The sequence below is a fragment of the Acidovorax sp. LjRoot129 genome (assembly GCF_964253765.1).
In the GTDB taxonomy this organism is placed as follows: domain Bacteria; phylum Pseudomonadota; class Gammaproteobacteria; order Burkholderiales; family Burkholderiaceae_C; genus Acidovorax.
In genome coordinates, this window is sequence record NZ_CAXUSE020000001.1 from 617,013 (window position 1) to 636,439 (window position 19,427).

Genomic DNA, 19,427 nt, shown 5'->3' on the forward strand with positions numbered 1-19,427 from the left:
CCCCCCTCGGGGGGGGGAGGCGCCGAAGGCGACACAGGGGGGCTACGCCAGCCAGCGCTTGCGGCGCTTGTAGCTCTTCACATCCTTGAAGCTCTTGCGCTCCCCGCCCCCCACGCCCAGGTAGAACTCCTTCACGTCCTCGTTGTTCGCCAGGTCCCTCGCGGCGCCGTCCATCACCACGCGGCCGCTTTCCATGATGTAGCCGTAGTCCGAATACTTGAGCGCCATGTTGGTGTTCTGCTCGGCCAGCAGGAAGGTGACCTTCTCCTTGGTGTTCAGGTCTTTCACGATGTTGAAAACCTCCTCCACGATCTGCGGCGCGAGGCCCATCGAGGGTTCATCGAGCAGCACCATGCTCGGGTTGGCCATCAGCGCGCGGCCGATGGCGCACATCTGCTGCTCGCCGCCCGACGTGTACGCCGCCTGCGAGGTGCGCCGGGTCTTGAGGCGCGGAAAGTAGTTGTAGACCTTCTCCAGGTTGGCCGCGATCTCGGCCTTGCTGGTGCGGGTGTAGCTGCCCGTCATCAGGTTCTCTTCAATGGTCAAGTGCGCAAAACAATGCCGTCCCTCCATCACCTGCACCACGCCGCGATTGACGAGGTCGGCAGGCGACAGGTTTTCGATGCGCTCGCCGCGCAGCTCGATGCTCCCCTTGGTGACAGCGCCGCGTTCGCCCTGCAGCAGGTTCGAGATGGCGCGCAGTGTGGTCGTCTTGCCCGCCCCGTTGCCCCCCAGGATGGCCACGATGGAGCCCTGCGGCACCTGCAGCGAGACGCCCTTGAGCACCAGGATCACGTGGTTGTAGATGACCTCGATGCCGTTGACGTTGAGAACGATGTTTTTCGGTTCCATGATGTTGCCTTCGCTGTGCCAATCCAAAGAGCTGCGGTAGCTCGCAATGCTTTGGATTGGCGGCTGCCCCGGTAGAGGCAACCGCTGACCACTGGCCGTGAAAACTGTCGCGGCTGAGGCCAGGAACGCCGCGCAAGGGCCGCCCCGCCGCGCTGGCGTTGTCCCCCTTCCCGAATCGCAACGCGATTCGAGAGAAGGGGGAAGGCGCGTCAGCGCCTCAGGGGGATGTACCGAATCAAGACTGGCAATCAGCTGGCGTGCGTGGCGTCAGCTTCTTTTCCGCTGCGTACTTGGCGGCGGCGGCCTTGACCATCGGCTTGATGATCTGCTCGTCGCCCTGCATCCAGTCGCTGGTGATCTTCCAGGCCTTGCCGTCCCAGGTTTGCATGCGTGCCCAGTACGCGCCCATGTGGTCCTGGCAGGAGGTGCTGATCGGGCGCAGCACGCCCGCAAAGCCCAGTGCGTCCAGCTTCTTCTGGTCGAGGTTCAGGTTTTCCAGACCCCAGCGGACCTGCTCGCCGGTCATGACCTTGCCCTTGCCGAAGCGCTCCTGCGCAGCGCGGATGCCTTCGATGGTGAGCATGGCGCTCATCGCACCGCGCAGCCACAGCACCTGGCCCACTTCGTCCTTGGAGCCCGTGCCCTGGCCCTTGCCATACACCTTCTCCAGGGTTTCCTTGACGACCTTGGCGTCGTAGTCCGCGCTGTTTTGCAGGGCCACCGAGTTGTAGCCCTTGGCGCCATCGCCCACGTCGCGCACGTCCGGCTCGGCACCCGACCACCACACGCCGTACATTTTTTCCCGGGGATAGCCGGTGGCCTGCGCTTCTTTGAGCGCGGTGGAGTTCATCACGCCAAAGCCCCACAGGATCACGTAGTCAGGGCGGTTCTGGCGCACCTGCAGCCAGGTGGCTTTTTGCTCTACGCCCGGTGCCGTGACGGGCAGCTCCTGCAGCGTGAAGCCGTGCATCCGGGCACGCTCGTGCAGGATGGGCAGGCTCTCCTTGCCGAAGGGGCTGTCGTGGTAGACCAGCGCGATCTTCTTGCCCTTGAGCTTGTCCAAGCCACCTTCGGCCTTGCCGATGGCCTGCACCAGCACATCACCGGCGACCCAGTAATTGCCGGCCACGGGGAAGTTCCACTTGAACACCGTGCCGTCGGCGCTTTCGCTGCGGCCATAGCCCAACGTGACCAAGGGGATCTTGTCCGTGGGCGCCTTCTCGGTGATGGCGTAGGTGGCGCCGGTGGACCAGGGCTGGATCACCGCCGCGCCGCCATTCTTGTTCTTCAGGCGCTCATAACACTCCACGCTGCGCGCGGTGTCGTACATGGTTTCGCATTCCTCGATCAGCAGCTTCACGCCGTTGATGCCGCCGCGCGCATTGACGAGCTTGTAGTAGTCCACGATGCCGTTGGCAATGGGGTTGCCGTTGGGCGCGTAGGGGCCGGTGCGGTACGACAGCACTGGCATGTATTGCTGCTTTTCCTGTGCCAGGGCGCTCGTGGCCGGAACCGCCGCCGCGAGGGCGACGGTGGCTACGATCATGAGTTGAGATAGCTTCATGGTTGTCTCCTTGTGAACGGGTTTATGGTGTGAAGCACGGGGGAAATCAGTGGGGGAAAGGCCAGATGCGCAGTTTCTGCTTGCCCATCGACCACAGCTTGGCCAGGCCGTGGGGCTCCACGATCAGGAACCACACGATCAGTGCGCCGAAGATCATCAGCTCGGTGTGCGAGGCGGCGGTGGTGGTGATGCTGCGGCCTACAAGGCCGGCCAGGAAGGGCAGGAACTGATTGAGCGCAATCGGCAGCACCACGATGAAAGCGGCGCCAAAGAAGCTGCCCATGATGGAGCCCATGCCGCCGATGATGACCATGAACAGCAGCTTGAACGACAGGTCCACGTTGAACGCGCCCGGCTCCCATGCGCCCAGGTAGATAAAGGCCCACAGCCCACCTGCCACGCCGATGATGAAGCTGCTTACCGCAAAGGCCGTGAGCTTGGCGTACATGGGGCGGATACCGATCACGGATGCGGCCACGTCCATGTCGCGGATGGCCATCCACTCGCGGCCGATGGCACCGCGCACCAGATTCTTGGCCAGCAACGCGACGACCACGAGCAGCGCCAGGCAGAAGACGTACTTGCTGACGGCGCTCTCAATGGGCAGGCCCAGCAGCTGCAGCTTGGACACGGAGGCTGAGCCCGACGCGTTGTCCAGCGTGAACCATTTGATGCGCAGAAACATCCAGTCGCTGAAGAACTGTGCGGCCAGCGTGGCCACCGCCAGGTACAGGCCCTTGACGCGCAGGCTGGGCAGGCCGAACAGGATGCCGAACGCTGTGGCACACAACCCGCCCAAAATCAGCGCAGGGATGAGTGGCATGCCCGGCACGCGCATGAAGAAGTTGTAGGCGCCATACGCACCGACGGCCATGAACGCACCCGAGCCCAGCGAAATCTGGCCGCAGTAGCCCACCAGAATGTTCACCCCCAGTGCCGCCATCGACATGATGACAAAGGGGATCAGGATGGCGCTGTAGATGTAGTCGCTGGCCATCAGCGGCACGCCGACGAACGCCAGGGCAAGGATCAGCGCGATGGCGATGCGGTCCTGCGCGATGGGGAAAATCTGCTGGTCGGCGCGGTAGCTCGTCTTGAACTGGCCGTTTTCGCGGTAGAGCATGGAAGTCTCCTGTTGTTCTTGTGATGGGTTAGGCGCGATCGATGATCTTTTGCACGGGGGTGCACCTGCGGTGCCACGCGGCGCCTTCGGCCCCGCGGACAACGCGCGGTGCGCGTTGTGCCTCCTTCGAAAAATTAACGGTCGCGTATTTCATACGCGATCAATAATTTTTTCGCCGAACAGCCCTTGGGGCCGGAACAGCAGGAACACGAGCGCCAGCACATAGGCGAACCAGATTTCGATGCCCCCGCCCACGAACGGCCCCAGGTACACCTCGGAGAGCTTTTCGCCCATGCCGATGATCAACCCGCCGATGATGGCGCCGGGCACCGAGGTGAGCCCGCCCAGGATCACCACCGGCAGCGCACGCAGCGCCACCGTGGTCAACGAGAACTGCACGCCCAGCTTGCTGCCCCAGATCATCCCGGCCACCAGGGCCACGATGCCGGCCACACACCACACCACGACCCAGATGCGGTTGAGCGGAATGCCGATGGATTGCGCGGCCTGGTGGTCATCGGCCACGGCGCGCAGCGCGCGGCCGGTGCTGGTCTTTTGAAAGAACAGGCTCAGCGCCACGACCAGCGCTGCGGCGATGGCGGCGGCGATCATGTCCTCCTGGTTCACCATCACACCGCCCTGGAACATGGACTCCAGCAGAAAAACGGGGTCCTTGGGCATGCCGATGTCTATCTTGTAGATCTCGCTGCCAAACAGCGTCTGGCCCAGGCCCTCCATGAAGTACGTGATGCCCAGCGTTGCCATGAGCAGCGTGGCGCCTTCCTGATTGACGAGGTGGCGCAACACCAGCCGCTCGATGACCCAGGCGGACACGAACATGACAACGCCTGCGATCAAAAACGCCAGCACGTTGGCGACGATCTTGTTGTCCAGTCCCGTCCATTGCGGAATCCATTCAGAAAAGCGCGCCATCGCCAGCGCCGCGAACAACACCATCGCACCCTGCGCGAAGTTGAAGACGCCCGAGGCCTTGAAGATCAGCACGAAGCCCAGCGCGACCAGCGCATACAGCATGCCGGCCATCAGGCCGCCCATGAGTGTTTCCAGAAAAAATGCCATGTTGTCTGTCTCCTGGATTTCAGTGGCTGGTGCCCAGATAGGCACTGATCACGTCTTCGTTGTTGCGCACTTCGTCGGGTGTCCCGTCGCCGATCTTCTTGCCGTAGTCGAGCACCACCACGCGGTCACTGATGTCCATCACCACGCCCATGTCGTGCTCGATCAAAACGATGGTGGTGCCGAACTCGTCGTTCACGTCCAGGATGAAGCGGCACATGTCCTGCTTTTCTTCGACGTTCATGCCGGCCATGGGCTCGTCGAGCAGCAGCACCTGCGGCTCCATGGCCAGGGCCCGGCCTAGGTCCACGCGCTTTTGCAGGCCGTAGGGCAACTGGCCCACGGGGGTCTTGCGAAAGGCCTGGATTTCGAGGAAATCGATGATGTGCTCGACCTTCTCGCGGTGGGCGATCTCCTCGCGTTCGGCAGGTCCCCAGCGCAGCGCCTGCAGCAGCAGGTTGCTTTTGATCTTGAGGTTGCGGCCGGTCATGATGTTGTCGATCACGCTCATGCCCTTGAACAGCGCGAGGTTCTGGAACGTGCGGGCCACGCCCATCTCGGCCACCTGGCGCGAGTTCATGTGCGAGAAGGTCTGGCCGCGGAAGGTGATGGAGCCGTCCTGCGGCGTGTACACCCCATTGATGCAATTGAGCATGGAACTCTTGCCGGCGCCGTTGGGCCCGATGATGGCGCGGATCTCGTGCTCCTTGACGTTGAACGAGATGTCGGTGAGCGCCTTCACGCCGCCAAACCGGAGGCTGATGTTCTTGACGTCCAGGATGACGTCGCCGATCTTCTTGGTGGTCATGGCGTGTGGCTTCTCGGGCGGGTAGAGCGCGGGCTTCATGCGGCGCTCTTGACGGGGGTGAAGGTCTTGGTGTCTGACAGCTTGAGCGTGGCGCTCACGCTGCCGGTGCGGCCGTCCTCGAACTTGACCTGGGTCTCGATGAACTGCTCGGTGCGGCCCGCGTACAGGGCTTCGACCAGCACGCCGTACTTGTCGGCAATGAAGCCGCGGCGGACCTTGTTGGTGCGTGTCAGTTCGCCGTCGTCGGCGTCCAGCTCTTTGTGCAGCACCAGGAAGCGGCTGACCTGGCTGCCTGCCAGCATGGTGTCGGTGGCGAGGTCGGCGTTGACCTTCTCCACGCACTCGCGGATCAGCTCGTACACCTCGGGCTTTTGCGCCAGGTCGGTGTATCCGGCATACGGCAGGTTGCGGCGCTCGGCCCAGTTGCCCACGGCGTCGAAGTCAATGTTGACCATCACGCACACCTTCTCGCGGCCATCGCCCAGGGCGACCACTTCCTTGATGTGCGGGAAGAACTTGAGCTTGTTCTCCACATACTTGGGCGCGAACATGGCGCCGTCGTTGGCGCCGCCCTTGATGCGGCCCACGTCTTTCACGCGGTCGATGATCTTCAAGTGCCCCTGCGCGTCCAGGAAGCCCGCGTCGCTGGTGTGGTACCAGCCGTCGGCCGTGAGCACCTCGGCCGTGGCCGCGGGGTTCTTGTAGTACTCCTTGAGCAGGCCGGCGGACTTGACGAGGATCTCGCCGTTGTCGGCGACCTTGATCTCCACGCCGCGGATGGGCACGCCCACCGTGTCGGCACGGGCCTGGTTGTCGGGCTGCAGGCAGACAAACACGGCGGTCTCGGTGGAGCCGTAGAGCTGCTTCAAATTGATGCCGATGGAGCGGTAGAAGGTGAACAGGTCCGGGCCAATGGCCTCGCCTGCGGTGTAGGCCACGCGCACGCGGTTGAACCCCAGGTTGTTGCGCAGCGGCCCGTACACCAGCACGTTGCCCAGCGCGTACTTGATGCGGTCCAGGGCGCCCACGGGCTCGCCGTCCATCAGGGCAGGGCCCACGCGTTTTGCCACGGCCATGCAGGCCTCGAACATCTTGCGTTTGATGGTGCCCGCGTCTTCCATGCGGATCATCACGCTGGTCAGCAGGCCTTCAAAAATGCGGGGTGGGGCGAAGTAGTAGGTCGGGCCCACTTCCTTCAGGTCGATGGTCACCGTGCTGGCCGACTCGGGGCAGTTGACCACGTAGCCGCAGGCCAGCCACTGGGCATAGCTGAAGATGTTCTGCCCGATCCAGGCGGGTGGCAGATAGGCCAGCACTTCTTCGCTGCTGGTGAGCTTGTCGAACTCGGCACCGGCCGAGGCGCGGTCCAGCAGCGTGCTGTGGGTGTGGACCACGCCCTTGGGGTTGCCCGTGGTGCCGGAGGTGAAAAACATCGCCGCTACGTCGTCGGGGCGGGCCTTGGCCACTTCGGTGCGGAACCACTCGGGGTGTTCGGCCACGTAGGCTGCGCCGGATTCGATCAGGGCGTCGAGCGAGCCCAGCCCCTGCTCGGCATAGTTGCGCAGGCCGCGCGGGTCGTCGAAGTAGATGTTCGAAATCTGCGGGCACTGCTCGCGGATCTCCAGCATCTTGTCGACCTGCTCCTGGTCTTCCACCAGGCAAAAGCGCACCTCGGCATTGTTGAGCGGGAAGATGCATTCCGCAGCCACCGCATCCTGGTACAGCGGCACCGGGATGGCGCCCAGCGACTGGGCGGCGAGCATGGTGGCGTACAGGCGCGGGCGGTTGGCGCCGATCACCACCATGTGCTCGTGGCGCTGAAGGCCCGCCTGGTGCAGTCCGGCGGCCACCTGTTCCACCAACTGCGCCAGGGCTGCCCAGGTGTGGGTCTGCCAGATCCCGTACTCTTTTTCACGCAGGGCCGGCGCCGTGGGGCGTTCGGCGGCGTGCTGGAGCAGCAGTTGGGGGAACGTGGTTTTCATTCCGGTCCTCGGTGTGAAAAGGGCGACAAGGGAAGCCTGTGGCGGCGTCAATCCAGTGACGGTGAGCCGGGTTCGCTGTGGTGAAACAGTGCACAGGGCAGCGCGTTGAGACCAATGCTAGGACCCACTTTGACGTCATCTTGTCTTGCCGACGACAATTTACGGGAAACTCCTCACTGGGTGAAACCCTCCCCTCTGCGCGAGAGGCGGTTTGCGGGTGCTACCCACGGCCGAAACAGCGCAGTGCGGCCGGTGCCGGCCCGCGCCGTTTTGCGGAGTGACGGGAGGTGCGCGCTTTTGCAGACGCGGCGCTGCGGGCGGCTCGTTCTGCCCCTCGCAAGGGACCGGCCGCCACCCCCAGCGGCTGCTTCATCCCACGGCGGTATCCTCAAGCCATGTACGCCCCGTTTTTCGGTCTTCAGCATCCCCCGTTTTCCATCGCACCAGACCCGCGCTATCTGTTCATGAGTGAGCGACACCGCGAGGCGCTGGCCCACCTGCTGTACGGGCTGGACGCAGGGGGCGGCTTTGTGCTGCTGACCGGCGAAGTGGGCACGGGCAAGACCACGGTGTGCCGATGCTTTCTTGAGCAGATTCCGGCCAATTGCAACGTGGCCTACATCTTCAACCCCAAGCTCACCGTCGGCGAGCTGCTGCGCTCGATCTGCGACGAGTTTGGCGTGCCGCACAAGCCGGCGGTGCCGGGCGTGGAGACGGTCAAGGACTGCATCGACCCGCTCAACGCATCGCTGCTGGCCGCGCACGCCTCGGGCCGCAACAACGTGCTCATCATCGACGAGGCACAGAACCTGGCGGCCGACGTGCTGGAGCAACTGCGCCTGCTCACCAACCTCGAGACCAGTGAGCGCAAGCTGCTGCAGATCATCCTCATCGGCCAGCCCGAGCTGCGGGCCATGGTGGCGCAGCCGTCGATGGAGCAGCTGGCGCAGCGCGTGATTGCGCGCTTTCACCTCGACGCGCTGACGTCGGCGGAAACGCAGCAGTACATCGCCCACCGCTTGGCGGTTGCCGGGCTCAACGGGCCGCTGCCATTCGACCGGCGCGCCATCCAGCGCGTGCACACGCTCTCGCACGGGGTGCCGCGGCGCATCAACCTGCTGTGTGACCGCGCGCTGCTCGGCGCCTACGCCGCGGGCGCGCGCCAGGTCACGCGGGCCATCGTAAACCGCGCGGCACGCGAGGTGTTTGATGCGCCGGCGTCGGCCCAGGCTCTGCGCGACGCGCGCACCTCGGTGATGCCGCGCTGGGCGTCGGCCGGGCTGGGCGCAGTGGCGGGCGCTGCGGCGGTGGCTGTGGCCGGCTGGGCGCTGGGCTTGTGGCCCGTGCCACCCGTGGGTGGGGCCGGTGGCGGAGTTGCGCCTGTGGCGCAAGGCACTGCGTCCGCGCCGGGCGCTGCCAACGCGCGGCCGGGCGCGCCGGCTGCGGCCATCGCTGCCGCTTCGGGTGCGCGGCCCGGCGGGCTTGCGTCGCCGGCGGCTTCACAAGCCAGCACGCCTGCGCAAGGCGCTTCGGCAGCAATGGCCGCGTCGGCCGCTGCGACGCCCACCGCACTCGAACAATTTGTGCTGGCCCAGCCGGCGGGTGACACTGGCGCCTGGCAAGCCCTGGCCTCGGCCTGGGGCGTGAGCCTGCCGGCCAGTGCCGACGCCTGCGCCACACTGCCGCGCGAGGGCCTGCGCTGCTACCGCAACCGCCGCGCCGGCCTTAACCTCGTGCGCCAGATCGACCGGCCCGTGCTGCTGGCGCTGTACGCAGCTGAAGATGCCGAAGCGCCGGTCTCTGTGGTGCTGCGTGGCCTGGACGCCGACACCGCCACGCTGGAGGGCGCGGGCCGCACGCTGCGCGTACCGGTCGCCGAGCTGGCGCAGGTCTGGCGCGGCGAGATCGCCACGCTGTGGCGCACGCCCGCCGGCATGCCGGAGCGGGGCGACATTGCGGATTCGCCCACCGGCGCAGCCTGGCTCGACGAGCAACTGGCCAGCAAGGCCGCGGGCGGCACGGGCGCTGCGCCCGCGCGCGCGGTGACACCTGCACTGCGCCAGTCGCGCATCCACCGCTTTCAGCTGGCCCAGGGCGTGACGCCCGACGGCCGCGCTGGACCCCTGACCCTCATGCTGCTCAACCGCGCCACCGGCGTGAACGAACCACGCCTGCGCAACGGAAACTGATCTATGTCCTACATCCTTGATGCGCTGCGGCGCGCGGACGCCGAACGGGGCCGGGGCGCTGTGCCCGGCCTGCACACCCAGGCCGCGCCCGCGGGCGGATCCACCCCGGTGGCGGGCCGCGCGGGGCTGTCGGGCCTGTCTGGTCTCGGAATTGGCGTGGCCTCGGCCGCGGCGGTGGCCGTCGTGGCGGTGGCTGGCACCTGGTGGGTGATGCAACGCGATGCACCCACGGCGGTGGTGGCGGCGGCGCCTGCACCGGGCGCGCAGCCTGTGGCCGTGCCAGCCCAGCCGACTCCAGTGGCGCCCGCCCCGGTTGTCACTGCACAGGCGCCGGTTGCGGCCACCAGCCCCGCCACTTCGGTTGCGCCCTTGGCCCCCCTCGCGCCGGCCGTGGTGTCGCCTGCACCCGCCGTTGTTGCTCCGCAGACCTTGCCAGAGCCGCCGCGCGCGGCCGACAAGCGCCCGCCGCCGCCACCGCGCGAGCGGCCTGCCGCAGCCCCTCCCGCGCAACCCCCCGCCGCGCGCAATGCACCACCCGAGCCACCTCGCCAGCGGCCCGAGACTCCCGCACGCGCCGCGGCCGCCGCGCCCCATGCCGGGTCCGCCAACGCGCCCGCAGGCTCGGCCGCGCCCGGCTCGGCAGCCGAGCCACCTGCCGCCGCCGCTCCTCCGTCCAGCCCCGTGTTTGCACAGGGCGACCTGCCCGAGTCCGTGCGTTCGCAGCTGCCCGCCCTCAAGGTGTCGGGAGCCACGCACTCCAGCAACCCGGTGTACCGCATGGCCATCGTCAACGGACAGGTGCTGCACGAAGGCGACCAGGCCGCGCCGGGCCTGCTGCTGGAAAAGATCGAACCGGGCCGCACGGTCTGGACGTTCCGCGGCTACCGGTATGCGGTGGCCTCGCAGTAGCCAGAATTTAAGCCAAATTGGCCTCTAGCTCTTGTTTGGTAGGCGTGAGTAGCTATCAAAAAGTGAGTGATGTGCAAAGTCTCTTTGCGCACCTACGCGCCCGCCGTGCACGCAGCGCACCAGCGTGACTAACGCCACGGCTACCGTACCGCCGTTTGTCACGGCAACGTGTGGGGGAGCGGGGGTGGGGCAAACAACGGCAAATCAAAACGCCCGCTACCGCCCGCACATCAATCGCTTGAAGCCATCAAATAAGCAGCGGCCTTGAAGGGGCCACTACTCCCACACCCTCCAAACCCGCACGCCGCCAACGCCAGTGCACGCGTGGAACCGGCTTCGCCGGGCCACCGGGTGCGTCCCCCCACGGGGGAAGCCGCGCAGCGGCTCAGGGGGGGCTACCGAATAAACCGCCCATCCCGCCCCACCAGCGTCAGCTCCACAAAACGCGAGGCGTTGCGGTCCGGCGTGCTGGCGTTCACCTCAAAGCCCCCCAGGTCCCATTTCTTGAGGTTCCAGGTCGCGTCGATGAACGCCGCACGCGTGGGGTTGCGGCCCGCGCGCTGCAGGGCTTCGGCAAACACGCGGGCGTTGATGTAGCCCTCCAGCGCCAGGTGCGAGGGCTCGGCCGTGGCGCCGGAGGCTTTCCACGCAGTCTGAAAATCGCGCACCACGGGCATCACGGCGTTGGACGGCAGCGGCACGACCTGCGAGATCGCCATGCCGGTCGCGTCTGCGCCCAGCGCCTTCACGGTGGCGGGCGTGCCCATCACCGACAGCGCATACAGCGTCACGCCGCGCTTGAGGGCGCGAAAGGCTTTCACGAACTCCAGCGTGGGTTTGCCCGCCAGCCCGATCACGATGGCCTCAAGGTTGCCGGCGGCCAGCTTGGCGGCGGCGCTGCCGGCGTCGGACGCGTTGTTCTCCACCGTCACGGTGATCGCCTCGGGCAGCTTGAGCCGGTCCATCGACTGCTTGGCCGCACCAAACACCTCTTTGCCGAAGGTGTTGTTCTGGTAGACGATGCCGATGCGCTGGATGCCGATGGTGGACAGGTGCTGCACCAGCTTCTCGGCCTCGTCGGCGTAGCTGGCGCGGATGTTGAACACGTTGCGCGCGTTCTTGGTGCGGCTGAGCTGCGCGCCCGTGAACGGGGCGAAAAACGGGATGCCGGTATCGACCACCTTGGGCAGCATCGCGTCGATCATGGGCGTGCCCATGCAGTTGAACAGCGCAAAGGTGTCGCGGTCGGCCAGAAACCGCTCCACGTTGGCCAGCGCCTTGGGCACGTCGTAGGCGTCGTCCAGCGTCGCCAGCTCGATGGTGCGGCCGTGCACGCCGCCGCGCGCGTTGATGCCCGCAAACGCCGCCTTGGCGCCCTGGTGCATGGCGGAGCCCAGATCGCCCAGCGGGCCGGTGAGCGCGGTCGACTGCGCGATCTTGATTGCCCCGTCTTGCGCGCTCGCTTGGCCGGCAACGCCCAGCCAGGGCAGGGCCACGGCCGTGGCCAGAAGCTGGCGCCGGCCCAGGCCGGTGCGGGGTGGGGGGGCGCCGGCGGCATTCCGCCCGGTGGATGGCTTGTGGTTCATGTGTTGTGTCTCCTCGGTGGGCCCCAGGGCCGTGGGGAGGGAGCATCATCCGGTGCTGATTGGCATTTTTTTGTCTTTCTGACGACAATTCGGCTCAGGATTTCCCGTAGCCCGCCGCCCGCGTGGGCCGCGATTTGCCCCGTACCCGCCCACCTTCCAGGCCATCCCATGGACCCGCGCATCAACCAGGACCTGTCGCTGCACCAGCGGCGCAGATCGCCCACCGCCGAAGAGCTGGATGGCATCCCGTGGCTGCCCCTGCTGCTGCCCGCCGAGCGCGAGCGGGCCGTGGCATCGCTGCTAGTGGGCGATGCCCAGGCGGGCGATTACGTGTGCCGCGTGGGGCGCCCGGTGACCTACTGGTTCGGGGTGGTCGAGGGGCTGCTCAAGATGAGCACCGACAACGCGCAGGGCCAGACCATGACCTACGCCGGCCTGCCACCGGGCGGCTGGTTTGGCGAGGGCACCACCATCAAGCGGGAGCCCTACCGCTACAACATCCAGGCCCTGCGCAAAAGCGTGGTGGCGGGCTTGCCTCTCGACAGTTTTCACTGGCTGCTGGACCACTCCATAGGCTTCAACCGCTTTGTGATGAACCAGCTCAATGAGCGGCTGGGCCAGTTCATCGCCGCGCGCGAGATCGACCGCCTGAACAACCCCGAGGTGCGGGTGGCACGCAGCCTGGCGTCACTGTTCAACCCGGTGCTGTACCCGGGCGTCGGCGAGGTGCTGCGCATCACGCAGCAGGAGCTGGCGTACCTGGTGGGGCTGTCGCGCCAGCGGGTGAACGAGGCGTTGACCACGCTGGCCGCGCAGGGCGCGATCCGCGTCGAATACGGTGGCCTGCGCGTGCTGGATCTGGCGGCCCTGCGCTCCAGCATCTTTCAGTTGCAGGGCAAGCAGGCCGGCGGCTGAGGCTCCGGCCGCTGAGGGCGCGCAGGCTCCTGGCGTGTTCGCGTCAGCTGCGTGGCAACGACCGCACCGCGGGCCGCGCCGCCGACAGGCCACGCTGCGCGGCGCCGGGCGCACGTGCGGCCGGAGCGGGCACTGGCGCGTGGGGGAGGCTGGCGAGCGCGGAGATAACCGGTGGCTCCCAGTTCTCGGCGTCGCCGCCGGTGCGCGTGAGGCGGAAGGCGCCCACCATCTGCGTGAGGCGCCCGGCCTGGTCCTTGAGGCTGTCGGCCGCGGCGGCGCCTTCTTCAACCAGCGCGGCGTTCTGCTGCGTCATCTCTTCCAGCGCGCCCACCGAATGGCTCACGTGGCCGATGCGCTGGCTTTGCTCCTGCGTCGCGGCGGTGATCTCGCCCATGATGTCCGACACCCGGCGCACCGACAGCACGAGTTCTTCGATCGTCTTGCCGGCGTGGTTCACCAGGGTGCTGCCCTCTTGCACCTGGTCGACGCTGGTGCCGATCAGTGCCTTGATCTCGCGCGCCGCGTTGGCCGAGCGGCCCGCCAGGTTGCGCACCTCGCCGGCCACCACCGCAAAGCCACGGCCTTGTTCGCCCGCGCGGGCCGCTTCGACGGCGGCATTCAGCGCGAGGATGTTGGTCTGGAAGGCGATGCCATCGATCACGCTGATGATGTCGGCGATCTTGCGCGAGCTGGCGCTGATGGTGTCCATGGTGCGCACCACCTGCGACACCACCTCGCCGCCGCGCGTGGCGGTCTCTGACGCCGTGGATGCCAGCTGGTTGGCCTGGCGTGCCGAATCCGCGCTTTGCGCCACGGTGCCCGTCAGGTCCACCAGCGACGAGGCCGCGCTTTGCAGGTTGTGCGAGGTCTGCTCGGTGCGCTGGCTCAGGTCAAGGTTGCCCGAGGCGACTTCGGAGCTGGCCACCAGGATGGAATCGGCCGTCTGGCCGATCTCGCCCACCAGGGTGCGCAGGCGCTCCTGCATCGCTGCGATGGCTTCGAGCAGGCGGCCGGTCTCGTCGTGGATGCGCACCTCGACCTGCGAGGTGAGGTCGCCGCGTGCAATGCGTTCGGCCACCACCACGGCGCGGCCAATCGGCGCGGTGATGGTGTTGGTGATGCGCCAGGCGATCAGCGCGCCCAGGCCAATGGCCAGCAGCACCAGCAGGCCGCCCACCAGGCGCGCCTGGCTCTGCGTGTCCTTGGCCGAGGCGGTGGCTTCGGCGTTGAGCTTGTTCTGCAGGTCGATCAGTTCGGCAAGCTTGCCGCGCCAGGCGGTTTCTGCCGGGGCCACGCGGGTCATCAGCGCCAGCGTGGCGCTCACGGTGTCGCCGTCGTCGGCGGCCTTGATCGCGTTGGCGAGTTCGGGGCGGGTCTTTTGGCCCAGCGCCTGCACTTCAGCGAGGAGCTTGGTTTCGGCCGGTGAGGCGTTGGCGGGTGTGAGCAGCTCGGCCAGCGCGGCTTCCTGGCGGGTGTATTCCTTGAGCGTCTTGGCCACGGCCTCGATCTGCTCGCGCGCCTGCTTGGGGTCGATGTCATTGAGCATCGCGGCCGAGCGGCTCTGGATGCCGATGGCGCTCACGCTCTCCAGCATGCCGTTGACCAGCTTGGATTTGCTCGCCCCCACGCCGGTGATCTGCTGCAACTGCTCATGCACCTTGCCGACCGACAGCTGGCCCACCGCGGCCACTGCCACCAGCAGCACCAGCATGCAGCCAAAGCCCAGGGCCAGCCGGCTCGAGATCGACAGGGATTTAAGTGACGAAGCGGCCGGCATGGTGTTCCTTGAAGTCTCGGGGGACGTAGATAAATCGGGTGATGGGGCCAAGCAAGTACGGTGCCCGTCTCAACCTGCGGGCCGGTATGGCATTGGCCCCAAGTCCAGCGCAGTGTAGGCACTAATTACAAAATGTGTCATGACGCTTGCGGATAGTGGTATGCCCGATGTGCATGGGCCATTTTGTTACAAATCAGGGGCGGGCAGTCGTTGTGTTGTCGACACCTGTGTCACACGGCGTGAATGCAAGAATACAAGGTAAAAATGCCGCTAGCGCTTGTATTGATTGCATCTATTGCTATAAAAATAGTAGTAAATCAAGGCGCGCAAAACGCTGTGTGGCATGCACAGGAATTGGTCCATCAGTTATAACCCCGTTACAGATGTGAGGCTTCCCATGAATCCGTTTTCCATCCCCCAGGTACGCCGTACGGCTGTGGCCGCGCTGGTGGGCGCTGCGCTCGCTGGCTGCGCCACCCCACCCGCTCCCGAGCAGCGCGAGCTCGTCGTGGCCGTGACGGCTGCCCACGAGCTCATCACCTTCAACGCCGGCCAGCCAGAACGCATCCTCGAGCGCCGCCCCGTCACCGGCCTACCCACGGGCGAGCGGCTGGTGGGCATCGACTTTCGCGTGGCGCGCGGCGTGTTGTATGCGCTCTCGCAAGCGGGCCGGCTGTACACGCTCGACATCCCCACCGGTGCCCTGCGCCCGGTGGGGCCGGCGCCAGCGGTGCTGGCGCTCAGCGGCTCGGCGTTTGGCTTTGACTTCAACCCGGCCGCAGACCGTATCCGCGTGGTGTCGAACACTGGCCAGAACCTGCGCCTGCACCCCGACACCGGCGCCGCGGTCGACGGCGACCCCGCTGCCGACGGCGTGCAGCCCGATCCCAGCCTGCGCTACGCCTGGAGCGACGTGAACGCTGGCCGCACACCCAACATCGCAGGGGCCGCCTACACCTACAACACGCAAGACAGCAAGCTCACCACCAACTACGCCATCGACCGTGCGCTCGGCGTACTGGTCATGCAGGGCTCGCGCGAAGGCACCACGCCGGTGGTGTCGCCCAACACCGGCCAGCTGCGCACGGTGGGGCCACTGGGCCTGGGCCCGCTCACCGATGTTGCGTTCGATATTGCAGATGTTGGCAACACCGCGCTGGTGGCGGTGCGCACTCCTGCCGACAGCCAGACGCGCCTGCACTTGGTGAACCTGGCCACCGGCACCGCCCGGCCGCTGGGTGTGGTGGGCGAGGGCGTGCCACTGCTGGGCATGGCCATCGAGCCGTGAGCATGCGCCGCGCACCTGCCCCGATGTCGGCGCGCCCAGTGGCAGCCCTTGCCATGGCCGCTGCGTGCTGCCTGGGCTGTGGGGTTGCACAGGGCGCCACGGTGCAGGTCGATGTGCTCGATGCCGCCGGCAAGCCGCTGGCCGACGCCGTGGTGTTCCTCGAATCGGCCGAGGCAAGCCGCCAGGTCCGGCCGCTGGCCGGCGCGGAGATGGCGCAGGAGAAGCGGCAGTTTGTGCCCGGCGTGCTGGTAGTGCCTGTGGGTACCGAAGTGCGTTTCCCCAACCAGGATTCGGTGCGCCACCACGTCTATTCGTTCTCGCCGGCCAAGAAGTTTGAACTCAAGCTTTACACCGGCACACCCTCCAACCCGGTGTTGTTTGACCGCCCCGGCGTGGTGGCGCTGGGCTGCAACATCCACGACCAGATGGTGGGCTGGATTCTGGTGGTGGCCACGCCGCATTACGCGCGCAGCGCTGGCGCCGCGGGCCGGGCGCAGATCGACAACGTGCCGCCCGGCAACTACACCTTGCGCGCCTGGCACACGCGGCTGCCGGTGGGTGCGCCCGCGCACGAGCAGGCGCTGACGGTGCCGGCCACTGGCGGCGCGCCGGTGCCCGTGCGCGTGGCGGGGCTGCAACCTTGATCCGGCTGCGGCTGCTGCGGCGCAGCCTCATCCTGCGGCTGGTGGGGCTGTCGCTGCTGCTGCTGCTCATCGTGCAGGCGGCGGGTTTTGCGGTGGTGCAGGGCACCATCGAGCGCAATGCCCGCGCGCAGATCGCCCAGGCGCTGGACCTCGACGAGAACGTCTGGCGCCGGTTGCTGGAGCAAAACGCCGACAAGCTGCGCCAGGGCTCGGCGCTGCTTGCGGCCGACTACGGCTTTCGCTCGGCCGTCAATTCGGGCGACGAGGACACGATCCAGTCGGTGCTGGAAAACCATGGCAGCCGCATCGGCGCCACGGTGACCGCGCTGCTGGGCACTGACATGGCGCTGCGTGCCGTGAGCCTGTCGGGCAGCATGGATGCATTCCCGGCCACCCTGCAGCAACTTGTACCGCCGCTGGCCGCCGCGCCGCAGGGCAGCCAGATCGCCGTGATGCAGGGGCAGCCCTACCAGTTTGTGATGGTGCCGCTGCGCGCGCCGGTGGTCATCGGCTGGGTGCTGATGGGCTTTCCGATTCACCAGCCGCTGGCCGACGAAATGCGGCAGCTCCTGTCGGTGCATGTGGCGCTGGTCGTTAAAGGAGCCGACGGCAAGACCCTGGTGCCGGTAAGCACGCTGCCGCCCGGCCCGCTGGCCATGCTGCAGCGCCAGGGCGTGCCCTCGGGCGAGCTGCAGACGCCCGAAGGCACCCTGCTGGCGCGGGCGATCCCGCTGGCCAGCGTGGGGGGCGAGGTGCAGGCGCTGCTGCTGCGCTCGGTCGATGAAGTGCTCGCGCCCTACCGCCAGCTGCAGGTGCTGCTGGCCATCATCACCGTCGCCGGCGTGTTGCTGTTTGCCGTGGGCACGGGCCTAGTGGCGCAGCGCCTGACGACCCCGCTGCGTTCGCTGCTCGCCGCCACGCAGCGGCTGTCGCGCGGCGAATACGACGTGCCGCTGGAGCACACCGGGCGCAGCGACGAGATCGGCAACCTCGCGCGTTCGTTCGACCACATGCGCGTGGACATCGGCACGCAGCAATCCGAGATCCGCCGTCTGGCGTATTGGGACCGTCTCACCGGCCTGCCCAACCGGGAGCGCTTTCGCGAAGCCGTGGTGCAGGCGATTGCTGGCGCCGCGGACGGCACTGGCGCAGCCGCACATCCGTTGCCCCTGGCCGTGCTCACGCTCGACCTGGACCGCTTCAAGCATGTGAATGACGTGCTCGGCTACGCCTTCGGCGACCGCTTGCTGCAGGCCGTGGCCGAGCGGCTGCGCCAGCAGGTGCCGTCGCCCGACAACATGGTGGCCCGGCTGGGCGGCAACGAATTTGCCATCCTGCTGCAAGGCGCTGACGCGGCCGCCGCGCACGCCACGGCGTTGCGCATCACGCAATCGTTCGAGGAGGCCTTGGCCTTCGAGGACCAGACGGTGGACCTCAGCGCCGGCATCGGCATCGCCTGCTGGCCGGGCGATGCGGATGACGCCGACACGCTGCTGAGCCGCTCGGAGATCGCGATGTACGCGGCCAAGCGGCGCCTCAGCGGGGCGCTGCAGTACGACGCGTCATTCGACTCGGCGAGCAGTGAGACCCTGTCGCTGCTCACCGAGCTGCGCCATGCGGTCGAGCACCACGAACTGCGCCTGTACCTGCAGCCCAAGGTGGCGCTGCACGGCCAGCCGGGCCTGGCCGCCGAGGCCCTGGTGCGCTGGCAGCACCCGCAGCGCGGCCTGGTGCCGCCCATGCAGTTCATTCCGTTTGCCGAGCAGACGGGGTTTGTGCGCCAGCTCACGCTGTGGATGCTGGAAGCGGTGGCGCGGCTGCTGGCCGACCCGCGTGCGCAGGGGCTGCCGCTCAGGGTGTCGGTCAACCTGTCCACGCGCGACCTGATGGACCCCGAGCTCAGCGCACGGCTCGCCGACATCCTGGTGCGCCACGGCGTGGCGGCCAGCGCGTTTTGCCTGGAGATCACCGAGAGCGCGATCATGGACGACCCGCTGCGCGCCGAAGCCATGCTCAACCGGCTGTCCGAGCAGGGCTTCAAGCTGTCCATCGACGACTTCGGCACCGGGTATTCGTCGCTCGCTTACCTCAAGCGCCTGCCGGTGGATGAGCTCAAGATCGACAAGTCGTTCGTGATGGGCATGGAGGCCGGCGAGGACGACGCGATGATCGTGCGCTCGACCATTGACCTGGCGCACAACCTGGGCCTCACGGTGGTGGCGGAGGGGGTGGAGACTGCGGCCATCCTGGAGCGGCTGCGCGCGCTGAACTGCGACGAGGCCCAGGGTTATCACATCGCCCGCCCGCTGCCGGTCGATGACTTTCTGGCTTGGCAGGCACGCCAGGGGTAAGCTTTCTTCGTTGTGATCGGGCCGCGTCCGCGCAGGCTGCGCCCACCGGTTTTTCATCCTTGGCAAGAGCGGCCCCCGGCCACAAGCGAAAATACGCGCAATGTCTTCTTCCAGTCCCCGTCCGCCCGCCGGCCCCGCAGCTACCCCCTCCTCGGAGGGCGGTGGCGCGCCCGCCAACACCCCCGGTGCGCCGCCCGCATCACGCCCGGTGCTTCGCCGTCCCACCGTGGCTGCCAAAGCAGCCCCCGCGCGGCCTGCACCGCCGCCGCGCCCGTCCAGGGCGCCTGCACCGTCCACCTACCGCACGGCCACGGGCGGCGGATTTGTGGCACCGGTTCGCCAGGCGCCCGCGCCGGCCGCAC

Annotated in this window: 14 protein-coding genes; 6 read left to right on the forward strand and 8 right to left on the reverse strand. The window is 67.2% G+C overall.

Annotation, left to right across the window (positions count from 1 at the left end; translation table 11 throughout):
• Positions 1 to 42 precede the first annotated feature (42 nt).
• The 6 genes from ACSQ3Q_RS02955 to ACSQ3Q_RS02980 form a co-directional block, all read right to left on the reverse strand.
• On the reverse strand, positions 43 to 852 hold the full coding sequence (locus tag ACSQ3Q_RS02955; protein ID WP_436132928.1) for an ABC transporter ATP-binding protein: 810 nt from the start codon (positions 850 to 852) through the stop codon (positions 43 to 45).
• A 235-nt stretch (positions 853 to 1,087) separates the two neighbouring features.
• On the reverse strand, positions 1,088 to 2,416 hold the full coding sequence (locus ACSQ3Q_RS02960; protein ID WP_436132929.1) for an ABC transporter substrate-binding protein: 1,329 nt from the start codon (positions 2,414 to 2,416) through the stop codon (positions 1,088 to 1,090).
• Positions 2,417 to 2,462: 46 nt separating this feature from the next.
• A complete protein-coding gene (locus ACSQ3Q_RS02965) occupies positions 2,463 to 3,539 on the reverse strand; it encodes a branched-chain amino acid ABC transporter permease (protein ID WP_436132930.1) in 1,077 nt (358 codons plus the stop codon).
• Positions 3,540 to 3,689: 150 nt separating this feature from the next.
• Positions 3,690 to 4,619 carry a branched-chain amino acid ABC transporter permease gene (locus ACSQ3Q_RS02970; RefSeq protein WP_436132931.1) on the reverse strand — a complete coding sequence of 310 codons (930 nt, stop codon included), beginning with the start codon at positions 4,617 to 4,619 and terminating at the stop codon, positions 3,690 to 3,692.
• Between the two features lie 19 nt (positions 4,620 to 4,638).
• Positions 4,639 to 5,424 (reverse strand): ABC transporter ATP-binding protein, encoded by a 786-nt coding sequence (locus tag ACSQ3Q_RS02975; protein WP_436136923.1) that lies wholly within the window; start codon positions 5,422 to 5,424, stop codon positions 4,639 to 4,641.
• 35 nt (positions 5,425 to 5,459) lie between these two features.
• On the reverse strand, positions 5,460 to 7,406 hold the full coding sequence (locus ACSQ3Q_RS02980) for an AMP-dependent synthetase/ligase (RefSeq protein WP_436132932.1): 1,947 nt from the start codon (positions 7,404 to 7,406) through the stop codon (positions 5,460 to 5,462).
• A gap of 395 nt (positions 7,407 to 7,801) precedes the next feature.
• On the opposite strand from ACSQ3Q_RS02980, the gene ACSQ3Q_RS02985 reads away from it, so the two are divergent.
• Both ACSQ3Q_RS02985 and ACSQ3Q_RS02990 read left to right on the forward strand, forming a co-directional pair.
• Positions 7,802 to 9,595 (forward strand): AAA family ATPase, encoded by a 1,794-nt coding sequence (locus ACSQ3Q_RS02985; protein ID WP_436132933.1) that lies wholly within the window; start codon positions 7,802 to 7,804, stop codon positions 9,593 to 9,595.
• A gap of 3 nt (positions 9,596 to 9,598) precedes the next feature.
• Positions 9,599 to 10,504, forward strand: coding sequence for a general secretion pathway protein GspB (locus ACSQ3Q_RS02990; protein ID WP_436132934.1), 906 nt, complete (start codon positions 9,599 to 9,601; stop codon positions 10,502 to 10,504).
• A gap of 395 nt (positions 10,505 to 10,899) precedes the next feature.
• On the opposite strand, the gene ACSQ3Q_RS02995 is transcribed toward ACSQ3Q_RS02990, so the two are convergent.
• The gene (locus tag ACSQ3Q_RS02995) at positions 10,900 to 12,090 is read right to left on the reverse strand and encodes an ABC transporter substrate-binding protein (RefSeq protein WP_436132935.1); all 1,191 of its coding nucleotides are present in this window, start codon (positions 12,088 to 12,090) and stop codon (positions 10,900 to 10,902) included.
• A 168-nt stretch (positions 12,091 to 12,258) separates the two neighbouring features.
• On the opposite strand from ACSQ3Q_RS02995, the gene ACSQ3Q_RS03000 reads away from it, so the two are divergent.
• Positions 12,259 to 13,005, forward strand: coding sequence for a Crp/Fnr family transcriptional regulator (locus ACSQ3Q_RS03000; protein ID WP_436132936.1), 747 nt, complete (start codon positions 12,259 to 12,261; stop codon positions 13,003 to 13,005).
• A 43-nt stretch (positions 13,006 to 13,048) separates the two neighbouring features.
• Here ACSQ3Q_RS03000 and ACSQ3Q_RS03005 read toward each other — a convergent pair whose 3' ends face one another.
• Positions 13,049 to 14,782, reverse strand: a complete 1,734-nt coding sequence (locus tag ACSQ3Q_RS03005) for a methyl-accepting chemotaxis protein (protein WP_436132937.1) — start codon at positions 14,780 to 14,782, stop codon at positions 13,049 to 13,051.
• Positions 14,783 to 15,179: 397 nt separating this feature from the next.
• Here ACSQ3Q_RS03005 and ACSQ3Q_RS03010 point away from each other — a divergent pair, with 397 nt between their 5' ends.
• The 3 genes from ACSQ3Q_RS03010 to ACSQ3Q_RS03020 are packed head-to-tail and all read left to right on the forward strand — an operon-like array spanning position 15,180 to position 19,065.
• Positions 15,180 to 16,070 carry a DUF4394 domain-containing protein gene (locus tag ACSQ3Q_RS03010; RefSeq protein ID WP_436132938.1) on the forward strand — a complete coding sequence of 297 codons (891 nt, stop codon included), beginning with the start codon at positions 15,180 to 15,182 and terminating at the stop codon, positions 16,068 to 16,070.
• Between the two features lie 53 nt (positions 16,071 to 16,123).
• Positions 16,124 to 16,714, forward strand: coding sequence for a methylamine utilization protein (locus ACSQ3Q_RS03015; protein WP_436136924.1), 591 nt, complete (start codon positions 16,124 to 16,126; stop codon positions 16,712 to 16,714).
• Positions 16,714 to 19,065 (forward strand): putative bifunctional diguanylate cyclase/phosphodiesterase, encoded by a 2,352-nt coding sequence (locus ACSQ3Q_RS03020; RefSeq protein ID WP_436136925.1) that lies wholly within the window; start codon positions 16,714 to 16,716, stop codon positions 19,063 to 19,065. Before ACSQ3Q_RS03015 ends, ACSQ3Q_RS03020 begins: the two co-directional genes overlap by 1 nt.
• The last annotated feature ends 362 nt before the right edge of the window (positions 19,066 to 19,427 follow it).